The organism is Pseudomonas sp. IT-P260 (assembly GCF_949768395.1).
In the GTDB taxonomy this organism is placed as follows: domain Bacteria; phylum Pseudomonadota; class Gammaproteobacteria; order Pseudomonadales; family Pseudomonadaceae; genus Aquipseudomonas; species Aquipseudomonas parakoreensis.
This window is the reverse complement of sequence record NZ_CATKPO010000001.1, coordinates 204,500-224,032: the sequence shown is the minus strand read 5'-3', so window position 1 is coordinate 224,032 and position 19,533 is coordinate 204,500. Positions and strand designations below refer to the sequence as shown.

At 61.4% G+C, this 19,533-nt stretch carries 21 protein-coding genes and 2 pseudogenes; 10 read left to right on the top strand and 13 right to left on the bottom strand.

The window, feature by feature from the left end; translation table 11 throughout:
• Positions 1-39: 39 nt before the first annotated feature.
• Both ACM6HV_RS00795 and ACM6HV_RS00790 read left to right on the top strand, forming a co-directional pair.
• Positions 40-999: a nucleoside-specific channel-forming protein Tsx gene (locus ACM6HV_RS00795; RefSeq protein WP_108182238.1), complete on the top strand. Its 960-nt coding sequence runs from the start codon at positions 40-42 to the stop codon at positions 997-999.
• Positions 1,000-1,014: 15 nt separating this feature from the next.
• Positions 1,015-2,037 carry a purine-nucleoside phosphorylase gene (locus ACM6HV_RS00790; protein ID WP_414902967.1) on the top strand — a complete coding sequence of 341 codons (1,023 nt, stop codon included), beginning with the start codon at positions 1,015-1,017 and terminating at the stop codon, positions 2,035-2,037.
• 121 nt (positions 2,038-2,158) lie between these two features.
• Here the strand turns inward: ACM6HV_RS00790 and ACM6HV_RS00785 are convergent, their stop codons facing one another.
• The 3 genes from ACM6HV_RS00785 to ACM6HV_RS00775 all read right to left on the bottom strand — a co-directional run bounded on the left by ACM6HV_RS00785 (position 2,159) and on the right by ACM6HV_RS00775 (position 4,284).
• Positions 2,159-3,115: a quinone oxidoreductase family protein gene (locus ACM6HV_RS00785; protein ID WP_414902965.1), complete on the bottom strand. Its 957-nt coding sequence runs from the start codon at positions 3,113-3,115 to the stop codon at positions 2,159-2,161.
• A 31-nt stretch (positions 3,116-3,146) separates the two neighbouring features.
• Complete coding sequence (locus tag ACM6HV_RS00780; protein ID WP_414902963.1) at positions 3,147-3,320, bottom strand: DUF1427 family protein; 174 nt, start codon at positions 3,318-3,320, stop codon at positions 3,147-3,149.
• Positions 3,321-3,516: 196 nt separating this feature from the next.
• On the bottom strand, positions 3,517-4,284 hold the full coding sequence (locus ACM6HV_RS00775) for an AraC family transcriptional regulator (RefSeq protein ID WP_414902961.1): 768 nt from the start codon (positions 4,282-4,284) through the stop codon (positions 3,517-3,519).
• Between the two features lie 145 nt (positions 4,285-4,429).
• On the opposite strand from ACM6HV_RS00775, the gene ACM6HV_RS00770 reads away from it, so the two are divergent.
• Together ACM6HV_RS00770 and ACM6HV_RS00765 are read left to right on the top strand one after the other, a co-directional pair.
• A complete protein-coding gene (locus tag ACM6HV_RS00770; RefSeq protein ID WP_003223528.1) occupies positions 4,430-4,657 on the top strand; it encodes a DUF6555 family protein in 228 nt (75 codons plus the stop codon).
• Between the two features lie 40 nt (positions 4,658-4,697).
• Complete coding sequence (locus ACM6HV_RS00765; protein ID WP_145596453.1) at positions 4,698-4,970, top strand: hypothetical protein; 273 nt, start codon at positions 4,698-4,700, stop codon at positions 4,968-4,970.
• Positions 4,971-4,992: 22 nt separating this feature from the next.
• Here the strand turns inward: ACM6HV_RS00765 and ACM6HV_RS00760 are convergent, their stop codons facing one another.
• From ACM6HV_RS00760 to ACM6HV_RS00750, 3 genes are all read right to left on the bottom strand, one after another.
• Positions 4,993-5,160, bottom strand: a complete 168-nt coding sequence (locus ACM6HV_RS00760; protein WP_081730276.1) for a metallothionein — start codon at positions 5,158-5,160, stop codon at positions 4,993-4,995.
• Positions 5,161-6,177: 1,017 nt separating this feature from the next.
• Complete coding sequence (locus ACM6HV_RS00755) at positions 6,178-6,633, bottom strand: DMT family transporter (protein ID WP_222015322.1); 456 nt, start codon at positions 6,631-6,633, stop codon at positions 6,178-6,180.
• Between the two features lie 4 nt (positions 6,634-6,637).
• Positions 6,638-7,123: a DMT family transporter gene (locus ACM6HV_RS00750; RefSeq protein ID WP_086794869.1), complete on the bottom strand. Its 486-nt coding sequence runs from the start codon at positions 7,121-7,123 to the stop codon at positions 6,638-6,640.
• 114 nt (positions 7,124-7,237) lie between these two features.
• Between ACM6HV_RS00750 and ACM6HV_RS00745 the strand changes: the two genes are divergently transcribed.
• Complete coding sequence (locus tag ACM6HV_RS00745; protein WP_145596450.1) at positions 7,238-8,173, top strand: LysR family transcriptional regulator; 936 nt, start codon at positions 7,238-7,240, stop codon at positions 8,171-8,173.
• A gap of 119 nt (positions 8,174-8,292) precedes the next feature.
• Here the strand turns inward: ACM6HV_RS00745 and ACM6HV_RS00740 are convergent, their stop codons facing one another.
• The 3 genes and pseudogenes from ACM6HV_RS00740 to ACM6HV_RS00730 form a co-directional block, all read right to left on the bottom strand.
• On the bottom strand, positions 8,293-9,048 hold the full coding sequence (locus ACM6HV_RS00740) for a methyl-accepting chemotaxis protein (protein WP_371260415.1): 756 nt from the start codon (positions 9,046-9,048) through the stop codon (positions 8,293-8,295).
• Between the two features lie 102 nt (positions 9,049-9,150).
• A pseudogene (locus tag ACM6HV_RS00735) lies at positions 9,151-9,975 on the bottom strand (cache domain-containing protein); the annotation flags it as partial.
• Between the two features lie 197 nt (positions 9,976-10,172).
• Positions 10,173-11,489: a Na+/H+ antiporter family protein gene (locus tag ACM6HV_RS00730; protein ID WP_041070854.1), complete on the bottom strand. Its 1,317-nt coding sequence runs from the start codon at positions 11,487-11,489 to the stop codon at positions 10,173-10,175.
• Between the two features lie 125 nt (positions 11,490-11,614).
• On the opposite strand from ACM6HV_RS00730, the pseudogene ACM6HV_RS00725 reads away from it, so the two are divergent.
• Both ACM6HV_RS00725 and ACM6HV_RS00720 read left to right on the top strand, forming a co-directional pair.
• Positions 11,615-13,144: pseudogene (locus ACM6HV_RS00725) on the top strand (HAMP domain-containing protein); the annotation flags it as partial.
• 102 nt (positions 13,145-13,246) lie between these two features.
• Positions 13,247-14,002 carry a methyl-accepting chemotaxis protein gene (locus ACM6HV_RS00720; protein WP_371262551.1) on the top strand — a complete coding sequence of 252 codons (756 nt, stop codon included), beginning with the start codon at positions 13,247-13,249 and terminating at the stop codon, positions 14,000-14,002.
• A gap of 132 nt (positions 14,003-14,134) precedes the next feature.
• Here ACM6HV_RS00720 and ACM6HV_RS00715 read toward each other — a convergent pair whose 3' ends face one another.
• The 4 genes from ACM6HV_RS00715 to ACM6HV_RS00700 are packed head-to-tail and all read right to left on the bottom strand — an operon-like array spanning position 14,135 to position 16,736.
• Positions 14,135-15,448, bottom strand: coding sequence for a sensor histidine kinase (locus ACM6HV_RS00715; protein ID WP_414902957.1), 1,314 nt, complete (start codon positions 15,446-15,448; stop codon positions 14,135-14,137).
• Positions 15,445-16,113 carry a response regulator transcription factor gene (locus ACM6HV_RS00710; protein WP_041070845.1) on the bottom strand — a complete coding sequence of 223 codons (669 nt, stop codon included), beginning with the start codon at positions 16,111-16,113 and terminating at the stop codon, positions 15,445-15,447. The genes ACM6HV_RS00715 and ACM6HV_RS00710 overlap by 4 nt, the downstream gene beginning before the upstream one ends.
• Before the next feature lie 3 nt (positions 16,114-16,116).
• Positions 16,117-16,428 (bottom strand): PepSY domain-containing protein, encoded by a 312-nt coding sequence (locus ACM6HV_RS00705; protein ID WP_007915591.1) that lies wholly within the window; start codon positions 16,426-16,428, stop codon positions 16,117-16,119.
• Positions 16,428-16,736 (bottom strand): PepSY domain-containing protein, encoded by a 309-nt coding sequence (locus tag ACM6HV_RS00700; RefSeq protein WP_414902954.1) that lies wholly within the window; start codon positions 16,734-16,736, stop codon positions 16,428-16,430. The genes ACM6HV_RS00705 and ACM6HV_RS00700 overlap by 1 nt, the downstream gene beginning before the upstream one ends.
• Positions 16,737-16,953: 217 nt before the next feature.
• On the opposite strand from ACM6HV_RS00700, the gene ACM6HV_RS00695 reads away from it, so the two are divergent.
• From ACM6HV_RS00695 to ACM6HV_RS00685, 3 genes are all read left to right on the top strand, one after another.
• Positions 16,954-18,033 carry a patatin-like phospholipase family protein gene (locus tag ACM6HV_RS00695; RefSeq protein WP_414902952.1) on the top strand — a complete coding sequence of 360 codons (1,080 nt, stop codon included), beginning with the start codon at positions 16,954-16,956 and terminating at the stop codon, positions 18,031-18,033.
• 95 nt (positions 18,034-18,128) lie between these two features.
• On the top strand, positions 18,129-18,485 hold the full coding sequence (gene queD, locus ACM6HV_RS00690; RefSeq protein ID WP_003223505.1) for a 6-carboxytetrahydropterin synthase QueD: 357 nt from the start codon (positions 18,129-18,131) through the stop codon (positions 18,483-18,485).
• 199 nt (positions 18,486-18,684) lie between these two features.
• On the top strand, positions 18,685-19,497 hold the full coding sequence (locus tag ACM6HV_RS00685) for an alpha/beta fold hydrolase (RefSeq protein WP_145596437.1): 813 nt from the start codon (positions 18,685-18,687) through the stop codon (positions 19,495-19,497).
• The last annotated feature ends 36 nt before the right edge of the window (positions 19,498-19,533 follow it).

The window sequence follows — 19,533 nt, the reverse complement described above, 5'->3', positions numbered from 1 at the left end:
CGCAGAACCCGGGCCTTGATCCGCAAAAAAGGACTTTGAATGCACGCTGCTTCCCTTCTTCGCGCCCCGTTTGCGCGCACGTTTGCTGTTTCCCTGCTACTGACCGGCGTTACCGGAGTTCTCAGCCACAGCGCATTGGCGCAACCGGCGCTGCCCGACGAATCGGCCCAGGGCGAAGCCCTCAGCCCGGAAGCTGCCCCGGCGAAAAAAGGCGCGTATCTGTCGGACTGGTACAACCAGGACCTGACGTTGATCGGCAGCAAGGACATCAGCTTCGGCCCGCAACCGGCTGACGACATCTATCTGGAATACGAGTACTTCGGGCGCAAGGGGCCGTTCGAGCTGTACGGCTACGTCGACATTCCGAAGATTTTCAACATCGGCAACAGCCACGACAAAGGCGTGTGGGACCATGGCTCACCGGTGTTCATGGAGCACGAGCCGCGCATCTCCATCGACTACCTCGCCGGCCGCAGCCTGGCCATCGGCCCGTTCAAGGAATGGTACGTGGCGTTCGACTGGATCTACGATCACGGCAGCCGTAAAGAGAACCGCGCCAACACCCTGTACAGCGGCTTCGGCACCGACATCGACACCCATTCGCGGGTCAACCTGTCGGCCAACCTGTACGGGCGCTACCAGTGGGAAAACTACGGTGCGAGCAATGAGTATTCGTGGGACGGCTACCGCGCGCAGCTCAAATACATCGTGCCCATCGACAAATTCAGCAACGGCGCGTCGCTGACCTACATCGGTTTCACCAACTTCGACTTCGGCTCCGACATCCACAAGGACAACCCGGCACGCACCGCCAATGCCACGGTGGCAACCAACGTGTTGCTGTATTCGTTCACCCACTTGCGTTTCACCCTGGTCGGCCGTTATTTCCACAACGGCGGCAACTGGGAGGACGGCAGCGAGCTGAACTTCGGCGACGGCAATTTCCGCGCGCGCTCCAACGGTTGGGGTTACTACGCCGGCATCGGCTATCAGTTCTGAAATCAGGAGATTCTCATGCAAGCAATGACGCGTCTGACCCTGGCCGCTGCGGCCCTGCTCTCTTCCACGGCGTGGGCGGCGCAAGCGCCGATCCAGCCGAAAGTGGTGCTGATCACCATGTTCGCCCCCGAGGCGCAGCACTGGATCGAGCGCCTCGATCTGCAACAGGAAATCCGCGTGCCGGGCCTGTCCGCCGAGTACCCGACCGTGCGCTGCAATGCACAACAGGTGTGCCTGCTGACCACCGGCATGGGTCAGACCAACGCCGCTGCTTCAACCCTGGCACTGGCCCTGTCGCCGAAATTCGACCTGCGCAAAAGCTACTTTCTGATCGCCGGGATCGCCGGCATCAGCCCGAAACACGGGACCCTCGGCACCGCCGCGTGGGCGCATTACCTGGTGGAGTTCGGTACGCAATGGGAGCTGGATTCGCGTGATGCGCCGGCGAGCTGGCCGACCGGCTACCTGGGCATCAACACCAAGGGCCCGAACGAAAAACCGCCGCTGGACTACAAGACCGAAGTCTTCGAACTCAACCCGACACTGCAGGCCAAAGCCTTTGCCCTGAGCCACAAGGTCGAGCTGAGTGAAAGCAAGGAATCGGCGGCGTGGCGCCGGAAATACCCGTCGGCCCCGGCCAACCAGCCGCCAGTGGTTACGCGCTGCGACACGCTGGCTGGCAACACGTGGTTCTCCGGTACGCGCCTGAGCGAACGCGCCGAGGTCTGGACCCAATTGCTGACCGACAACAAGGGCGAGTACTGCACCACGCAACAGGAAGACAACTCGACCTATGAAGCGCTGCTGCGTGCCAGTCGCGAAGGTCTGGTGGATGTGCAGCGTCTGGCCGTGGTGCGTGCTGGCTCCGACTTCGACCGCCCTGCTCCGGGCGGCAGCGAAGTGGACAATCTGCTCAAGTACGCCGATCAGGGCGGCTTTGTGCCGGCGCTGGAAAACCTCTATCGCGCCGGCAATCCGCTGGTGCAGGACATTCTGAAAAACTGGTCGGCGTGGGAAAACGGCGTCCCGCAATCCTGAGTACAACACGGTAAAAAATGTGGGAGCGGGCTTGCTCGCGAATGCGCTGTGTCAGTCAATATTTGCTTCGCTGACACACCGCTTTCGCGAGCAAGCCCGCTCCCACAGTTGTTTTGTGGTGTCAGGGGATGAGAATTATCTTGTCGCCACTGCCTTGATTCACCTGCGCGTAGCTGTCCAACCCCTCCGCCAGCGGCACCTCCACCAACCCCTGCGGCAACGGCAACAGATCCTCATCAAAGAACCGCCCAAACTGCTCGAGCATCACCGCACAGGCTTGCACGCCGTACAGCAGCGAGTTGATCCCGACCACCGAACCGCCCTTGCGGTACAACGCCAATGCCGGCAATTGCACATGGCCGTCGACCGGTGCGGCGATGATCGCGATGCGCCCGAAGGCTGCCAATGCCGCGACCGAGGCCGGCAGCCAGAAACCGGTGGTGTCGAAGATCACGTCAGCGCCGCCGCTGTACACCGCGCTGACCTGCGTGCCGAGGTCTTCGGGCTTATCCAGCTGAATCGTCGGATAGCCCTGTGCCTGCAACGCCTTGACCTGCTCCGGCCGCCGCGCGGCCGCGAGGATCTGCGCGCCGCGCACCTTGGCCAAAGCCAACGCCGCTGTCGCCACCGCACCACCGCCGATCACCAGCAAACGGGTTTCAGCGCTCACCAGGCTGCGCTCCAACGCATCCCAAGCGGTGGTATAAGGCACGCCGAGGCTGGCCGCCTGAGCGAAGCTCAAGTGCGACGGTTTATGCGCCACGCCATTGGCCGGCAATTTGACGAATTGCGCGTGCGAACCATCGGCAAAAAAGCCCAGTTCGCGCCCGGTGCCCCAGACTTCCTGACCGAGCAACGCCTGCGGGCCTTCGACCACGACACCGGCAAAATCGCGCCCGGGAATCCGTGGCAATGTGGTGTAGGGAAACCGCCCGAGTACGTTCTTCACATCGCTGGGGTTCAGACCGGCGGCCTTGATTTCGACCAGCACGTCATCAGCGCCGGGCACCGGGGTCGGTACGTCGACGAAACGCAGGGAGGACAGATCGCCGGTTTTATCGAATTGCAGTGCTTTCATGAGGACATCCACCAAAGGAAAAAAAGGACATTCAGGACAACCAACCGGCGACCAGTTGCCGGCCCAGCGGCCACAGCTGCTCACCCGCGAGCATGCCCAGCAGCCCCACCAGCGCAATCGCCGGAGGTGCCGGGGAACGAAAATCCAGCGCGCCATAGAGCAGGCCGACACCGAGACCGATGCCCAGCGAAATCAGGTAGTTCATGGAAAACTCCGCCGCGTGAAAGGAATGGGCAGAGTCTAGGGAAGGATGGGCAGAGGTGTCGGCCAAGGACTTCTGAATTTCGGCCAAAAGACCGACATTCCCCTGTAGGAGCTGCCGCAGGCTGCGATCTTTTGACTTTGATTTTGAAAACAAGATCAAAAGATCGCAGCCTGCGGCAGCTCCTACAGGGTCGCGTTCAGGTGGTGGAGAATTGCGAAGGCGCCACCCCCAGTTCACGCCGGAACATGTCACTGAAACTGCTCGGTGAATACCCCAGCTCCCGAGCGATCGCATTCACCGGCACGCCCTGAATCAACTCGGCCACCGCCGTCGCCAGTTGCACCTGCCGCCGCCATTCGGCGAAGCCCATGCCGAGGCTGTCCTTGAACAGCCGCGCCAGCGTGCGCACGCTGGCTCCGGCGTTTTCCGCGTGCTGCTCGAATGGAATGTCCAGCGACGGCGCCGCCATCACCGCCTGGCACAAATTCATCAAACGCCGGTCGGAATCGTCGGGCAGCGGGATCTTCAATGGCGAGCGCCGGGCACGCTTGAGTTCCAGCAACGCCAGCCCGACCAAGGCGTCGTAATAAGCCGGCTCGCCGCTGTCACCCTGCTCCACCAAACCGACGATCAACTCACGCAGCAGCCCACCGACCTCGATCACCTGTACCGTCGCATCCAGCGTCGCCGCCAGCGCCGGGCGCAGGTAGATATTGCGCATCTGCAAGTCCGACACCACGCGAATCCCGTGGGGCACTCCAGGCGGCAACCACACCGCGCGCTGCGGCGGCACCACCAGCGCCTCATGCGGAGTCTCGACCCACATCACCCCGCTCATCGCATACAGCAACTGCCCCCAGACATGCTCATGCGGCTCAATGAACAAACCACGCGGATAGGTACGCGCCAGCGGTTGCACCGGCACATCGGTATCCGTCAGATCGGGGGGCGCGGCGAGGGCCATGGCGAGTATTCATTGGGGTTGGCGGAAGGCGCATGGTAACCAGTCGGTCACAGCGTCGCCAACGATAGATACCGTCGGACAATCCGAATGAATTTTCGCGACGCGCCGCGATCCTTCTAATACCACAGGGAGGAATACGGGCTTTATGAACAACGCAAAACTGTTTGTCATCGATTACACCCTTCACGGCACGCCTAAGTCGTTCATTATCCGCTCGGACAAAATGGACAACGCCGAGGCGTGGCACTGGGCAAGCTGTGATGCCGGCGTGGGTCGCATCCCGCGTTTCGGCCGGGAAAAAGTGCAAAAGACCAGCAAACCGATGGCGGAGAAATTCGGCGTGGAAAACGTCACATGGCGACCGGCGAGCTAGACTCTCGCCAGGCAATGGGGACTCTTTGGGGGCGTACACAATGACCAGCATCTTCAGCCCGGCGCATCTGGATTATGGCCTGGACACCCTTTTCGGACGTATCACCAGAAGCGTGGACTGTCAGGTGGGTCTTGAGGCTGTCGAAGACGACCCCTATCGCTTCGCCCTGCGCGTGCCGGCGCCGTTACCGGAGGACCTCGACCAGGCGAAAACCGTGGTGGTCAGGGTCGAAGGCCGGCGTCTGCAAGGCACGGTCCGCCATACCGAACGGCTGGATGATGAAAGCCTGAAACTGCAAGTGGAGCCTGATTAGGCTCCACTTTTTTTGCGCGCGGTTATTTGGGGTGGGCGCAATGGCAGCCTTTGCTTGAACACTCTTCACCGCCCTTGTGGTGGTGCGCGCAGGCTTCACAGCAATAGTGTTTGCCGTGCACGGCGTAGGCGTGGTCGCCTTCCTTGATGGTGCATTTGCAGTTGGGGCAGTCGCATTTTCTATCGGGCATGGGGGCAGACTCCTTTTTGGGTGGTTGTCTGGGCTTGTGGGATAAGCCGTGAATACCAGTGTAGGAGCTGCCGAAGGCTGCGATCTTTTGATCTGGTGTTTTTTGCGGGATTGGGTGTATATCCGTTCGTGCTGGCGATATTGGGTGAATATCTATTCGTGCTGGCGATATTGGGTGAATATCCGTTTCTTCGGGTGCTGCCGCTGGCGGTTTCGCTCTTACAGCGAGTCACCTTTTCCAGACGCCGAAAAGGTAACCCAAAAGGCTTTGCCCCGGCGTACGGCACTTCGCTTAGGCTCAGTGTTCCCTCGCTACGGTGCCCATCCGGGGGCATCGCCTACGGTTTGCTTCGCTGCACCTCCTCTCGATGTATGCGGCTTCGCCGCACGGCGCTGCGCGCCTACCCCCGGATGGACACCTTCGCTCGGCCTGCCGAAGGGGCTGAAGATCAAAAGCCACATCAAAAGCCAGAGCCAGAGCCAAAGCAGATCAAAAGATCACAGCCTTCGGCAGTTCCTACATGGGATTGGGTGTATTCAGTTGGAGATTGGTCGGCTGACAGGCCGCCTTCGCGAGCAAGCCCGCTCCCACAGTTGGGCCGGGTGCATCCGCAAGAGATTGGTCGGCTGTCAGGCCGCCATCGCCAGCAGGCTGACTCCTACAATTTAGAGAGCGTGCACCCCATGCGGCGAAGCCGCCCCACTCAACACAATGAGCGTTAGCTCGAGTAAAGCTTTTGATCTCAGGGCCCGTCGGCAGGCTGAGTGGAGGGATTTATCCGGGGGTGGGAGCGCAGCGACCGTTTGGCGCAGCCAAACACAGCGAGAGGAGGTGCAGCGAAGCAAACCGGAGGCGATGCCCCCGGATGAATCCCGCAGCGAAGGAACCCGAGCCTAAGCGAGGGCCGAACGTCAGGGTAAAGCCCTTTGGTTACTTTGGGGCGTTTGCCAAAGTGACCCGCCGTCAGGGCGGAACCCTAAGTGGCCGTTACCGCAGCAACGGATATTCACCCAAATCTCAACCAGAACGACGAACACTGCTGCGATACATAAAAACCAAAGCCAACCCCAGACAAACCATCGCCAACACCCGTGAAGACGAAAGCTCGATCGCCGGATTCCCCAGCCATCCAAAATTATCGATCAACATCCCCATCCCCAATTGCCCGACGATCACCGCAACAGTCGCCACCGCCGTACCCACGACAGGCACAGCACCGACCATGACCATCATGTAAACCACACCAAACAGCGCCCCGGTGAGCTGCCACTTCGGCACGTCCAAGAGGCTGACCGCCTGCGCCGGCTCAAAGAACAGAATCAACAATCCGGTGGTCACAGCCCCCACGACAAACGTCAGCAGACTACTGCGCAACACTCCGACCGTTTCACCCAGGCGTCCATTGATCGCCGCCTGCACACTCAACACCGCGCCAGCCAACACCACCACTGCCAACAAAATAACCAGACTCATCTCTTCAACCTCGCGCAATCAGAATCAATGCCACCACAATCAACACCAACGCCAGCCAGCGCTCGGCGTTGACCTTCTTGCGCGTCGCGCCGAACCAGCCGAAATGGTCGATCAGTACACTCTTGCCGACCTGCCCCGAGAGAATCGCGATCATCGTCATCGCAATCCCGATATGCGGCGTCGCCAGGGTCAGCACCACCACGTACATCGGTCCCAGAAATCCTCCGATCAACTGCCAGCGCGGCAGCTCGGTCAGCGCCGGGCCCTTTTGCGGCCCTGCGAACAACAGCAGCAAAAACAGAATCGCCGAACCCACGCCGAAGATGCTCAAGGTCGCCCACAGATGCCCGACTTGCTCACCCAATGGCCCAAGCAATCCGGCCTCCACCGACAGGCCCATGCCGGCCAGAATGACCAGCGGCAATAACAACAAGCGCAGCCCCGACCGGGTCGCCGGTGCCACCCCACTTACTTCATCCAGCGTTTGCATATTCAAATTCCCCTGCAAGTAAACGATGGTGCGGATTATCGGCTGGCGCCGCTGTGCGATAAATGGGAGCATCCAGACAACACTTTTGCGCAACTCGCACAACAGGACAGATTCATGCACGGGCTAAACGAACTGGGATTCAAGACGTTGAGGCTGTTTGTGGCGGTACTCGACCACGGCAGTTTCTCTGAAGTCGCCCGTCGCGAGGGCGTGGCGCCCTCTTCGATCTCGCGGCAGATCCAGTTGATGGAGCAGGCGCTGAACCAGCAATTGCTCTACCGCCACACCCGTGCCGTGACGCCGACCGAAGCCGGACGCATGCTCGGCCACCATGCGCGGCTGGTGCTGGTGCAACTGGAAGAAGCCGAACAGGCGCTGCAGGAGCAGCAAAGCGAACCCACGGGGCTGGTGCGCATCAATGCGCCGGTGGTGTTCGGCCAGCGTCACCTGACGCCGTGGCTGGGAAAATTGTGTGCGCGCTATCCGAAGCTGCAACTGGACATCCAGCAGACCGACCATTACGTCGACCCGCTGCAGGAAGGTGCCGACCTGCTGTTTCGCATCGGCCCGCTGCACGATTCAAGCATGCAGGCGCGGATTCTGGCACCGCACAGTTTTCAGGTCGCCGCCAGCCCGACCTATCTGCAGCGCCACGGCACCCCGCAACACCCGGAAGATCTGGCGCAGCACCAGTGCCTGGCCTACAAAGGCGCAACCGGTCAGCAGCGCTGGTTCTTTCGTCAAGGTCAGGGCGACTGGACGCCTTACTCGGTCAAAGGCCCGATCACTGGCAACCACGCCGACACCCTCACCCAGGCCGCCGAACAAGGCCTGGGGCTGGTGATGTTTCCGTCGTGGCTGATTGGTGAGGCGGTGCGTGAAGGCACGCTGGTGCCGGTGTTGCGCGAGTATCAGGTGTCCAACAGTCTGGAGCCGCAGCAGATTGCGGTGCTGTGGCCGGGTAGCCGGCGACTGTCGGTGAAGGTGCGTACGGTGATCGACTTCTTCATCGAATGTTTCGGCGAAGTCCCCTACTGGGACAGACCCTGAGCCTTACACCGCCCCCCGTGTAGGAGCTGCCGAAGGCTGCGATCTTTTGACTTTGATCTTTTAACGCAAGATCAAAAGATCGCAGCCTTCGGCAGCTCCTACACGGTTTGTCTAAAACATTAAATTCGGAACTGGCCCACCAGCTTGCCCAACCGCTGCCCCAGCTCCGCCAGACTGCGCGAAGTCTGCGCGCCCAACTGGGTCTCATCCGCCACGCTGTCCACCGCCACGGCGATCTGATGCACGCTGCGGTTGATCTCTTCGGCCACCGCCGTCTGCTCTTCCGCCGCACTGGCGATCTGCGCGTTCATCGAATTGATGGTCGCGATCAGCTCGGCCATCGCATCCAGCGACGCGCCAGCCTGATTGGCTTGCGCCGAGGTGCCATCGCCCGCCTCGCTGGAGCGGCGCATCGCCTCGACCGCCGACTGTGTGCCGGCCTGCAAGCGATCGATCATGCCCTGAATTTCCTGGGTGCTGATCTGCGTGCGGCTGGCCAGCGCCCGCACTTCGTCCGCCACCACCGCAAAGCCACGCCCGGCCTCCCCGGCCCGCGCCGCCTCAATTGCCGCGTTCAATGCCAGCAGGTTGGTCTGTTCGGCAATCGAGCGGATCACTCCGAGCACGCCTACAATCGACGACACGTCTTGCTGCAGGCTGTCGAGCGATACGCCGCTGCTGCGAATGTCATCCACCAGCGCATGAATCTGTTTGATGCTGCCAGCCACCACGCGCTTGGCGCTCTGGCCTTCCTCGTCGGTCTGCTGCGCGGCCACCGCGGCGTTCTGCGCGCTTTTGGCGACTTCCTGGGCGGCGGCGGACATTTCGTTGATCGCCGTGGCAACCTGATCGGTCTCGTGACGCTGACGCTCCATCGCCTGATCGGAACGCTGGGCCTGATCCGACACTTGGGTCACCAGGCCGGTCAGTTGCGTGGTCATCTCGGTGATCTGTCGCACCAGGCCGTGGATCTTGTCGACGAAGCGGTTGAACGAGCCGGCCAGTTCGCCGAGCTCATCCTGGCTGCTGATGTTCAGCCGGCGGGTCAGATCGCCCTCGCCTGCGGCGATGTCGTCGAGGTTGGCTTTCATCAGGTTCAGCGGCCGCAAAATGGTGTTGGCCAACAGCATGCCCGCTGCGGCGATCACCAACAGCACCAGAACGGCCACGCCGACGATGCTGAGAATCACGCCTTGCATACGCTCCTGCACTTGCGCCTCGACCACCGCCACTTGCGCTTCAATGCCGTCGAGGTTGACCGACGTGCCCACCGCCATGTCCCACTTCGCCAGGTATTCGGTGTAGCCGAGTTTCGGCACCAGCACATTGGCATTGCCCGGTAGTGGCGAGCTGTATTGCAGATAGTGGGTGCCGTCCTTCGCTACGCTCACCAGGCCGCGATTGACGTAAACCCCGTTGGGGTCGCGGTTGTCCTTGAAGCTTTTGCCCACACCTTCCGGATCATTGGCCTTGAACAGGCGCACGGTCTCGGAGTCGTAGCCGAAGAAGTAGCCGTCCTTGCCGTAGCGGATGCCCGACAGCAATTTGATCGCCTGCGCCCGCGCCGCGTTATCACCGGGGGCGGCCGCGTCGTACAGCGGTTTGATCGTGGTCATCGCCACGGCGACGTAACTTTGCAGCGTGGCCTTGGCGTCGGCGAGCAGGCGTTCGCGGGTCTGCTCGACCTCGGTGTGCGCCTGCTGCTGAAGGATGAACAGCGTGGTCAGGCTGATGACCAGCGCAAAGAGCAGCACCGGCAGGACGGCAAGGGACAGGACTTTGGCCTTGAGACTCAAGCGCATTGGGGGGCTCACTCTTTTGGTTTTATTGGCGTGGTTAAAGGCGTTAACGGCACGCGCAAGCAAAAGTTGAGTCTGGAGAAAGACCTGTTATCCCTGTGGGAGCGAGCCTGCTCGCGAAGGCGTCGTGTCAGCCAGCCTGTTTTTAGCTGACACACCACTTTCGCGAGCAGGCTCGCTCCCACAAGCAATTGGCGGGTTTAGAGGACCATCGCCGCCACCCAGCCAAACGCCAGCAGCGGCAGGTTGTAGTGCAGGAAGGTCGGGACCACGGTGTCCCAGATGTGGTGATGCTGGCCGTCGATGTTCAGGCCGGAAGTCGGGCCCAGCGTCGAGTCCGAGGCGGGCGAACCGGCGTCACCCAGGGCTCCGGCGGTGCCGACGATGCAGACAATCGCCAGCGGGCTGAAACCCAGTTGCACGCACAGCGGCACGAAAATCGCCGCCAGAATCGGCACCGTGGAGAACGACGAACCGATGCCCATGGTCACCAGCAGCCCCACCAGCAACATCAACAGCGCACCGATGCCCTTGCTGTGATTGATCCACGACGCCGACGATTCGACCAGGGTCTGCACTTGTCCGGTGGCCTTCATCACTTCGGCGAACCCGGACGCGGCAATCATGATGAAACCGATCATCGCCATCATCTTCATGCCTTCGGTGAACAGGTCATCGGTCTCACGCCACTTGACGATGCCGGACACCGAGAAGATCAGGAAACCGACCAGCGCCCCGATAATCATCGAGTCCAACAGCAGTTGCACAATGAACGCCGCCGCAATCGCCACACCGGCGATCATCAGGCTCAGCGGGTTGTACTGCACGGCCACTTGCTCGACCTGCTCGATTTTCTGCAGATCATAGACGCGCTTCTTGCGGTAGCTGATGAACGCCATGGCCAGGCCGAACAGCATGCCCAGCGCCGGAATGCCCATGGCGTGGGTGACGTTGATGCCACTGATGTCGACGCCGCTGCGCGCGACGTTGGCCAGCAGGATTTCATTGAGGAAGATGTTGCCGAAGCCCACCGGCAGGAACATGTACGGAGTGATCAGGCCAAAGGTCATGACGCAGGCGATCAACCGGCGATCGAGTTGCAGCTTGGTCAACACATATAACAGTGGCGGCACCAGCAGCGGAATGAACGCAATGTGGATCGGCAGAATGTTCTGCGAGGCAATCGCCACCACCCAGAGCAGGCCGATCAGCAGCCATTTGACGCTGCCGCCCCCGGTCGCGTGTTGCCGATCGACCATCGCCAGCGCCTTGTCGGCCAGCGCATGGGCCAGACCGGACTTGGCAATCGCCACAGCGAACGCGCCCAGCAATGCGTAGGACAAGGCCACGGTTGCGCCGCCACCCAGACCGCTGTTGAACGCCTTGAGCGTGGCGTCGATGCCCAAACCACCGGTCAGGCCACCGACCAGCGCACCGACGATCAGGGCGATCACCACGTGCACACGGGACAGGCTGAGGATCAGCATGATGCCGACCGCAGCAATCACTGCATTCATTTCACTACCTCAAAAACACTGCGATGAAATATCACCGCCAGACAGGATGAGTCCGCCAACGGTTAACCGGCGGATTGGCAAAGAGGGTCTTATTAGAAGGGCGCGCACTGTGCCGCAGAGTGGCGATGGTGTCAAAGCAACCGAATGTAACAACCGATGAACCACCCTGTAGGAGCTGCCGAAGGCTGCGATCTTTTGATCTTGTTTTTAAAAAATCAAAATCAAAAGATCGCAGCCTTCGGCAGCTCCTACAGGGGATTGGTTGCATGCGGCAATCGGTCATATTGCACTTGAACAATAAAGAAAGCCGCAACGCGGCCGTTACAGTGCAAAGTCTCAGATATTTATCGAATAAGGACGTCTCCATGTCGCTCAGACAACTTTCCATTCAATGGAAAATCACCCTGCTCGCCGGCCTGTGCCTGGCGGGCATCGTGACCCTGCTGGTGGGTCTTTCGCTGTACCGCATGGAGCACAGCTCCGAGCTGGTGAAGGCGTCGAGCATGGAGATGCTGACCGAGTCGGCCCAGGCGCGCATTGAATCGCAAGGTGAGGTGCAGGCCGCCGGGATTCGCCAGCAGTTCATGGACGCCTATCAGTACGGTCACGGTTTTTCGCGTCAGGTGCTGTTCCTGCGCGAGCAGGCCGAGAAGCGCTTCCTCGATGCTTTTGACCTGCGCGAAGACATGACCCGTCAGGTCAAGTCCGCACTGCAGGCCAACCCGGACCTGCTCGGTCTGTCACTGGTGTTCGAAGCCAACGCCTTGGATGGCAAGGATGAACTGTTCGCCGGTCAGGCCGAGCTGGGCAGCAACGACAAGGGCCGCTTCGCCTTGTACTGGTCGCAGCCGACTTCGGGCAAAGTCACCTCGATGGCCCTGCCGGAAAGCGACATGACCGACACCAGCACCGGGCCCAGCGGTCAGGCGGCCAACGCCTGGTTTACTTGCCCGCGCACCACGCTCAAACCGTGCGTGATCGAACCGTACTTTTATGTGATCGACGGCCAGAACGTGCTGATGACCAGCATCGTCTTCCCGCTGATGGTCAACGGCAAAGTCATCGCCTCGCTGTCGGTGGACATCAATCTCAACAGCCTGCAGGCGATCAGTCAGGGCGCGAGCAAAAAACTCTACGACGGCCAGACCGCCGTGAGCATCATCAGCCCCACCGGCCTGCTCGCCGGTTACAGCCCGGATGCGAGCAAACTGAGCAAGCGTCTGGATGCCGTGGACACCGTCAGCGGCGCCGAACTGCTGCGTCAACTCGGCGCCAGCAGCAGCGTCAGCAGCCTGCACAGCAACGGCCAGTTGAAAGTGCTGTCGCCGTTCCAGCCGATCCCCGGCGGCCCGGCGTGGGGCGTGTTGCTCGATGTGCCGGAAAAGGTGCTGGTCAGCCGCGCCGAAGCACTCAAGCAGCAACTGGATGCGAGCAACCACTCCGGCACCCTGATCGAACTGAGCCTCGGCGTGCTTGCTGCGCTGATCGGCCTGCTGCTGGTGTGGCTGATGGCGCGCAGTGTGACCAGACCGATCCTCGGCGTGGCCAACATGCTTGAAGACATTGCCAGTGGCGAAGGCGATCTGACCCGCCGCCTGGCCTACGACAAAAAAGATGAACTCGGCCAATTGGCCGGCTGGTTCAACAAGTTCCTCGACAAGTTGCAACCGATCATCGCCGAAGTGAAACGCTCGGTGCAGGACGCGCGCAACACCGCCGACCAATCCTCGGCCATCGCGACTCAGACCAGCGCCGGCATGGAGCAGCAATACCGTCAGGTCGATCAGGTCGCCACCGCGTCCCACGAAATGAGCGCCACCGCGCAGGATGTTGCGCGCAGTGCTGCGCAAGCCGCCGAAGCGGCCAAAGACGCCGACCGCGCCACCCGTCAGGGCCTGACTGTGATCGACCGCACCACCGCGAGCATCGACACCCTCGCCGCCGACATGAGCGCGGCGATGGTTCAGGTCGAAGGGCTGGCGGCCAACAGCGAGAAGATCGGTACGGTGCTGGAAACCATCCGCGCCATCGCCGAACAGACCAACCTGCTGGCGCTCAACGCGGCGATCGAAGCAGCGCGTGCCGGCGAAGCCGGGCGTGGTTTTGCCGTGGTCGCCGACGAAGTGCGCAACCTCGCCCGCCGCACGCAGGAGTCGGTGGAAGAAACCCGTCAGGTCATCGAACAACTGCAGACCGGTACCCAGGATGTGGTCGGTTCGATGGGCAACAGCCATCGTCAGGCTCAGGGCAGTGTCGAACAGGTCGGGCAAGCGGTCACCGCACTGCGCCAGATCGGCGACGCGGTGACAGTGATCAGCGACATGAACCTGCAGATCGCCAGCGCGGCGGAAGAACAGAGCGCGGTGGCCGAGGAGATCAACAACAACGTCGCGACCATTCGTGACGTGACCGAATCGCTGTCCGGACAGGCCAATGAGTCGGCGCGGGTGAGCCAGTCGCTGAACAGCCTGGCGAATCAGCAGCAGAGTCTGATGGATCAGTTCCGGGTCTGACGGCCCATTGCCAAACCCAATGTGGGAGCGAGCCTGCTCGCGAAAGCGGTATGTCAGTCAGCGATGATGTGTCTGATCCAGCGCATTCGCGAGCAGGCTCGCTCCCACAGGGGATTGGTGGTGTTTGGGTGATCAGCGTTTAGGCAACTCGATCACCACCTTCAGCCCGCCCCACTCACTCTCGCCCAACACCAGCACTCCGCCCCATGTCTCGACGATATCCCGCACAATCCCCAGCCCCAGGCCATGCCCGTCAGTCTGCTCATCGAGCCGCGTGCCACGGCTGAACACCTGAGTGCGTTGCTCCTCAGGAATCCCCGGCCCGTCATCTTCAACGCTCAGGGCGTAACCGTCAGTCCGTTCGATCACGCTCAGACGCACCTCGGCATCCGCCCATTTGCAGGCGTTATCCAGCAGGTTGCCGAGCAGCTCCAGCAAGTCCTCGCGATCCCACGGTAATTGCAGCCCCGGCGGCGCGACGTAGCTCAGCGCCAGATGCTCGCCGTGGATCATGTTCAGCGTCGCCAGCAGTCCCGGCAGTTCCGCATCACAGTCGAACAGCGCACCGGGCAGCGCATCTCCGGACAACCGTGCGCGATTGAGTTCGCGATTGAGCCGCTGTTGCACCTGCTCCAGTTGCTCCTTGAGGATTCGGCGCAACTCCGGATGGGCGTCGAGTTTCTCGCTCGACGCCAGACTCAAAAGCACCGCCAACGGCGTTTTCAGCGCATGCCCCAGATTGCCCAGCGCATTGCGTGAACGCTTGAGGCTGTCTTCGGTGTGCGCCAGCAAATGGTTGATCTGCGCCACCAGCGGCTCCAACTCGACCGGCACCTGATCGTCCAGTTGCGAGCGCTGCCCCTGCTGCAACTGGGCGATCTGCTCGCGGGCGCGCTCCAGCGGCTTGAGCGCGCGACGCACCGTCAACCGTTGCAGGATCAGAATCAGCAGCAAGCCGGCCAGGCCCAGCCCGAGGCCGATCTGGCGCATGCGCTGGAAACTCTCGCGCACCGGGGTGTAATCCTGGGCGACGCTGATGGAGATTGACTGCCCCAAACGCCGATAATCCGAACGCAACACCAGCAACTGCTGACCGTCCGGGCCCAGTTGCAGGTTGCTGTGCAGTCCAGGATGGTCAAGCAGCGGCAAGTCCTGATCCCACAGCGAACGCGAGCGCCAGTGGCTGTCGGCAAAATCGATGCGGAAGTAATGCCCGGAAAACGGTCGCTGATAGGCCGGCGACAGGTGCCGCTCATCCAGTTGCAAACCTTGCGGGCCACGCACCAGCGCCACCAGCAGGCTTTCGCTGTCGTTGCGCAGGCCGGCTTCGAGATAACGCTGCAAACCGACTTCGAACAACCACAGGCTGGTTTGCGCCAGCACCACGCCGACGATCACCATCACGCTGATCAAACCCAGGCTCAAACGGCGCTGGATTGACCTCACGAAGCCTGCCCGCCGAACAGGTAACCCTGGCCGCGCCGGGTTTCGATCACCGATTTGCCGAGCTTGCGCCGCAGGTGGTTGACGTGGACTTCGAGGACGTTGGAGTCACGCTCGGTCTCGCCGTCGTAGAGGTGCTCGGCGAGGTGGGTTTTCGACAGGATCTGTTCCGGGTGCAGCATGAAATAACGCAGCAGGCGGAATTCGGCGGCGGTCAGCTGAATCTCGCTGCCGTCGCGAATCACGCACTGGCGACCTTCGTCCAGATGCAGGCCGGCGGCCTTGAGTGTCGGCTGGTTGGCCTGGCCCTTGGAGCGGCGCAGCAACGACTGCACCCGCAGGTGCAGCTCTTCAGGGTGAAACGGTTTGGTCAGGTAATCATCGGCGCCGGCCTTCAGGCCTTCGATGCGCTCGGCCCAGGAATCGCGGGCGGTAAGGATCAACACCGGCGTCGACAGGCCACCGGCACGCCATTGCGCCAGCACCTCCAGCCCGGGAACGCCGGGCAGACCAAGGTCGAGAATGATCAGGTCATACGGCTCGCTGCTGCCCTGATACACCGCATCGCGCCCGTCCGCCAGCCAGTCCACCGCGTAGCCTTGGCGCTGCAGGCCGGCGATCAATTCGTCAGCCAGCGGCACGTGGTCTTCCACCAGAAGCAAACGCATCGGTCAATCTTCCTTGTCTTTAACTAATTCGCCAGTATCGGCCTTCAGGTGCAACTCCCGGGCGACACCTTCGACGGTCAGCAACTCGACTTCATAAATGTAGACGTCGTGTTTTTCTTCCAGCTCGACTTCCAGCAGTTTTGCGCCGGGGTAACGGTCCATCGCCTGCTGCAGCACTTGCTCAAGCGGCAGGATCACGCCCTGCTTGCGCAGATCAAGCGCTTCATCCGGACCGAGATCGCGGGCCATGGCCGTCGAGCAACACATAACCAGCGCCAACGCCGTGCGGCGGGTGGCGCGAACATTAACCTTCATTACGTATCCTGATGATCCTTGAGAACTTGCCCAGTCACGGCGTCTAATTCCAGATCCCACTCCAGCCCTTGCGGGTCACGCATTTCGATCTGGTAGATGTACTTGCCGTACTGCTCTTCCAGCTCGGTATCGGTGATGGTCGACCCTGGATGTCTGGCCAGCGCCGTGGCGTTGAGCTTCTCGAAGGAGACGATAGTACCAGCGTCGCGCAGGCGCAGGGATTCGTCGGGGCCAAGATCGCGGGCATGGACGAGGCTGGCGGTCAGGCCGATGATCGAGGCAATGGACAGGGCAGTCAGGGTTCTCATGGATGTCTCCGTATTTTTATGTGCAGCTACGGTGGGCACCATAGCGGGATCAACTTAACTGAAACTGAATTGCCATCATTGCCCCTGTAGGAGCTGCCGCAGGCTGCGATCTTTTGATCTTGCCTTTAAAAATCAAAAGATCGCAGCCTGCGGCAGCTCCTACAGAGATCGGTAACATGTGCTTATAATTGTTCGCTTGCTAACGATCGAGACCGGTATGACTGCCATTCACATCAAGTTCCCCGCCCTCACCCTCAAGGCCGGCCCGCGGGCCATGGCGCGCATTCGTGCCGAAGGCCTGAACGCCGCCGACGTCGGCACCCTGCCCGGTGCGGCCGGAGGGCCGAAGGCGCTGGGGATTCAGGGGCTGGACCTGGCGTTGTTCGGCGAATGGCTGCCGAGCGCGCCGCGTGAGCGCTCGCTGATCGGCGCCTCGGTCGGTTCCTGGCGCTTCGCCAGTGCTTGCCTGCCGGACGCGGCCGAAGGTATTCGCCGCCTCGGCCAGTTGTACGCCGATCAGAATTTCAACAAAGGCGTGACCATGGCCGAGATCAGCGCGAGCTCGCAGCGCATGCTCAATGACCTGCTCGACGGCCGCGACGCCAGCATCCTCAACAATGCCGACTACCGCCTGAACATCATGGTCGTGAAAAGCCACGGGCGCCTGGCCGATGATCACCGCGGACGCCTCGGCCTGGCGCTGGGTTCGGTGATCGCCGATAACCTGCGCGGCCGCGCGCGGCTGTCGCGGCACTTCGAACGCCTGATCGTTCACGACCCGCGCCTCGCCCCACCGGTGAATGCGTTGAATGACTTTCCGTCGCGCTTTGTCGCGCTCAATACGGGCAATCTGCGCCAGGCGCTGCTGGCGTCCGGTTCGATCCCGATGGTCATGGAAGGCGTGCGCGACCTGCCGGGTGCCGGTGCCGGCACCTTCCGCGACGGCGGTCTGCTCGACTATCACCTCGACCTGCCCTACAGCGGCGATGGCATCGTGCTCTATCCGCACTTCACCGACCGGGTGATCCCGGGCTGGTTCGACAAGACCCTGCCTTGGCGCCGCGCCTCGGTGGAGCGCTTGCAGGACGTGCTGTTGCTGGCGCCGTCGAAGGACTATCTGGCGCGCCTGCCCTACGGCAAACTGCCGGATCGTAACGACTTCAAGCGTTTCATGGGCGATGCGCCGAGTCGGCAGAAATACTGGCACGCGGCGATGGATGAAAGCCGCCGCCTGGGCGACGAGTTTCTCGAACTGGCGGCCAGCGGTCGCCTCGCCGAGCGCTTGCTGACCCTTTAGTCAGTGTTTTCCCGCATCGCCAAACACAAGCTGGTAAACTCGCCGCCTGCCCGAATCGCTGCGGCGAACGCCACCTGAACAGAGCCGAAATCACTGTGGAAATCTTCAAAGAGTTTACTTTCGAATCCGCCCACCGCCTGCCGCACGTCCCGGACGGCCACAAGTGTGGACGCCTGCACGGTCACTCGTTCAAGGTGGCGATTCACCTGAGCGGCGACCTCGATCCGCACACGGGCTGGATCCGCGATTTCTCCGAGATCAAGGCGATCTTCAAGCCGCTGTACGAGCGTCTGGATCACAACTACCTGAACGACATTCCTGGCCTGGAAAACCCGACCAGCGAAGTGCTGGCCAAATTCATCTGGAATGAAATGAAGCCACTGCTGCCGGAACTCAGCGCGATCCGCATTCACGAGACCTGCACCAGCGGTTGCATCTATCGCGGTGAATGATCCAACACAAATCCCCTTGTAGGAGCTGCCGCAGGCTGCGATCTTTTGATCTTGTTTTTAAAGATCAAGATCAAAAGATCGCAGCCTGCGGCAGCTCCTACACAGGGAATGGTGTTTTGTCAGGAAAATAGAGAACAGCCTTCACGGCTGTTTTTTATGCCTATGCTTTTTGGCTCAACCCCGTCAAGAGGACAGGCCGATGACAGGCTGGCTGCTGGATCAGGTCTTCGATTTCAATGGGCATCCGGTGCGCCACGCCGTGCGCGGTGACGGCCCGCCGCTGGTGTTCGTGCATGGCACGCCGTTTTCATCGTACGTGTGGCATCGCATCGCGCCGCATTTCTTTGCCAGTCACCGGGTGCATTATTTCGACCTGCTGGGTTACGGACGCTCCGCACAACCGGACGCCGACGTTTCCCTCGGCGTACAGAATCAACTTCTCGCGCAGTTGCTCGATCACTGGAATATCCAGCGCCCGGACGTGGTCGCCCACGATTTCGGCGGCGCCACCGCATTGCGCACGCATTTGCTCAATGGCAAGGACTACCGCAGCCTGACGCTGATCGATCCGGTGGCGCTGACGCCATGGGGATCGCCGTTCGTGCAGCATGTGCGCCAGCATGAAGCGGCATTCAGTGGTCTGCCGGATTACATTCAGCGCGCGATCGTCCCGACTTACATTCGCGGGGCGATTCACCGCGACATCCCCGACGCTGAACTGGCGCCCTATGTGCAACCGTGGCTCGGCGATCCCGGGCAAGCGGCGTTCTATCGGCAGATCGCGCAGATGGACGAGCGCTACACCCGCGAAGCCGAACCGCTGTACCCGAGCATCCGCTGCCCGGTGCAGATTCTCTGGGGCGAAGCCGATCAGTGGATTCCGATCGAACGGGGTCGGGCGTTGCACCAGATGATTCCTGGCGCGCTATTTCACTCCATCGCCAACGCCGGCCACCTGATCCAGGAAGATGCACCGGAAGCGATCGTCGCCGCATTGCTGCGATTTCTTTGACGCGCGGCGTCCGCGTCCCGGAATGGCGCAAGTGCA

Excerpts from the sequence above, each read along its gene's own strand:
- ACM6HV_RS00795 (WP_108182238.1), top strand. The coding sequence starts at position 40 with ATGCACGCTGCTTCCCTTCTTCGCGCCCCGTTTGCGCGCACGTTTGCT.
- ACM6HV_RS00790 (WP_414902967.1), top strand. The coding sequence starts at position 1,015 with ATGCAAGCAATGACGCGTCTGACCCTGGCCGCTGCGGCCCTGCTCTCT.
- ACM6HV_RS00785 (WP_414902965.1), bottom strand. The coding sequence starts at position 3,115 with ATGAAAGCACTGCAATTCGATAAAACCGGCGATCTGTCCTCCCTGCGT.
- ACM6HV_RS00780 (WP_414902963.1), bottom strand. The coding sequence starts at position 3,320 with ATGAACTACCTGATTTCGCTGGGCATCGGTCTCGGTGTCGGCCTGCTC.
- ACM6HV_RS00775 (WP_414902961.1), bottom strand. The coding sequence starts at position 4,284 with ATGGCCCTCGCCGCGCCCCCCGATCTGACGGATACCGATGTGCCGGTG.
- ACM6HV_RS00770 (WP_003223528.1), top strand. The coding sequence starts at position 4,430 with ATGAACAACGCAAAACTGTTTGTCATCGATTACACCCTTCACGGCACG.
- ACM6HV_RS00765 (WP_145596453.1), top strand. The coding sequence starts at position 4,698 with ATGACCAGCATCTTCAGCCCGGCGCATCTGGATTATGGCCTGGACACC.
- ACM6HV_RS00760 (WP_081730276.1), bottom strand. The coding sequence starts at position 5,160 with ATGCCCGATAGAAAATGCGACTGCCCCAACTGCAAATGCACCATCAAG.
- ACM6HV_RS00755 (WP_222015322.1), bottom strand. The coding sequence starts at position 6,633 with ATGAGTCTGGTTATTTTGTTGGCAGTGGTGGTGTTGGCTGGCGCGGTG.
- ACM6HV_RS00750 (WP_086794869.1), bottom strand. The coding sequence starts at position 7,123 with ATGCAAACGCTGGATGAAGTAAGTGGGGTGGCACCGGCGACCCGGTCG.
- ACM6HV_RS00745 (WP_145596450.1), top strand. The coding sequence starts at position 7,238 with ATGCACGGGCTAAACGAACTGGGATTCAAGACGTTGAGGCTGTTTGTG.
- ACM6HV_RS00740 (WP_371260415.1), bottom strand. The coding sequence starts at position 9,048 with ATGGAGCGTCAGCGTCACGAGACCGATCAGGTTGCCACGGCGATCAAC.
- ACM6HV_RS00730 (WP_041070854.1), bottom strand. The coding sequence starts at position 11,489 with ATGAATGCAGTGATTGCTGCGGTCGGCATCATGCTGATCCTCAGCCTG.
- ACM6HV_RS00720 (WP_371262551.1), top strand. The coding sequence starts at position 13,247 with ATGGAGCAGCAATACCGTCAGGTCGATCAGGTCGCCACCGCGTCCCAC.
- ACM6HV_RS00710 (WP_041070845.1), bottom strand. The coding sequence starts at position 16,113 with ATGCGTTTGCTTCTGGTGGAAGACCACGTGCCGCTGGCTGACGAATTG.
- ACM6HV_RS00705 (WP_007915591.1), bottom strand. The coding sequence starts at position 16,428 with ATGAAGGTTAATGTTCGCGCCACCCGCCGCACGGCGTTGGCGCTGGTT.
- ACM6HV_RS00700 (WP_414902954.1), bottom strand. The coding sequence starts at position 16,736 with ATGAGAACCCTGACTGCCCTGTCCATTGCCTCGATCATCGGCCTGACC.
- ACM6HV_RS00695 (WP_414902952.1), top strand. The coding sequence starts at position 16,954 with ATGACTGCCATTCACATCAAGTTCCCCGCCCTCACCCTCAAGGCCGGC.
- ACM6HV_RS00685 (WP_145596437.1), top strand. The coding sequence starts at position 18,685 with ATGACAGGCTGGCTGCTGGATCAGGTCTTCGATTTCAATGGGCATCCG.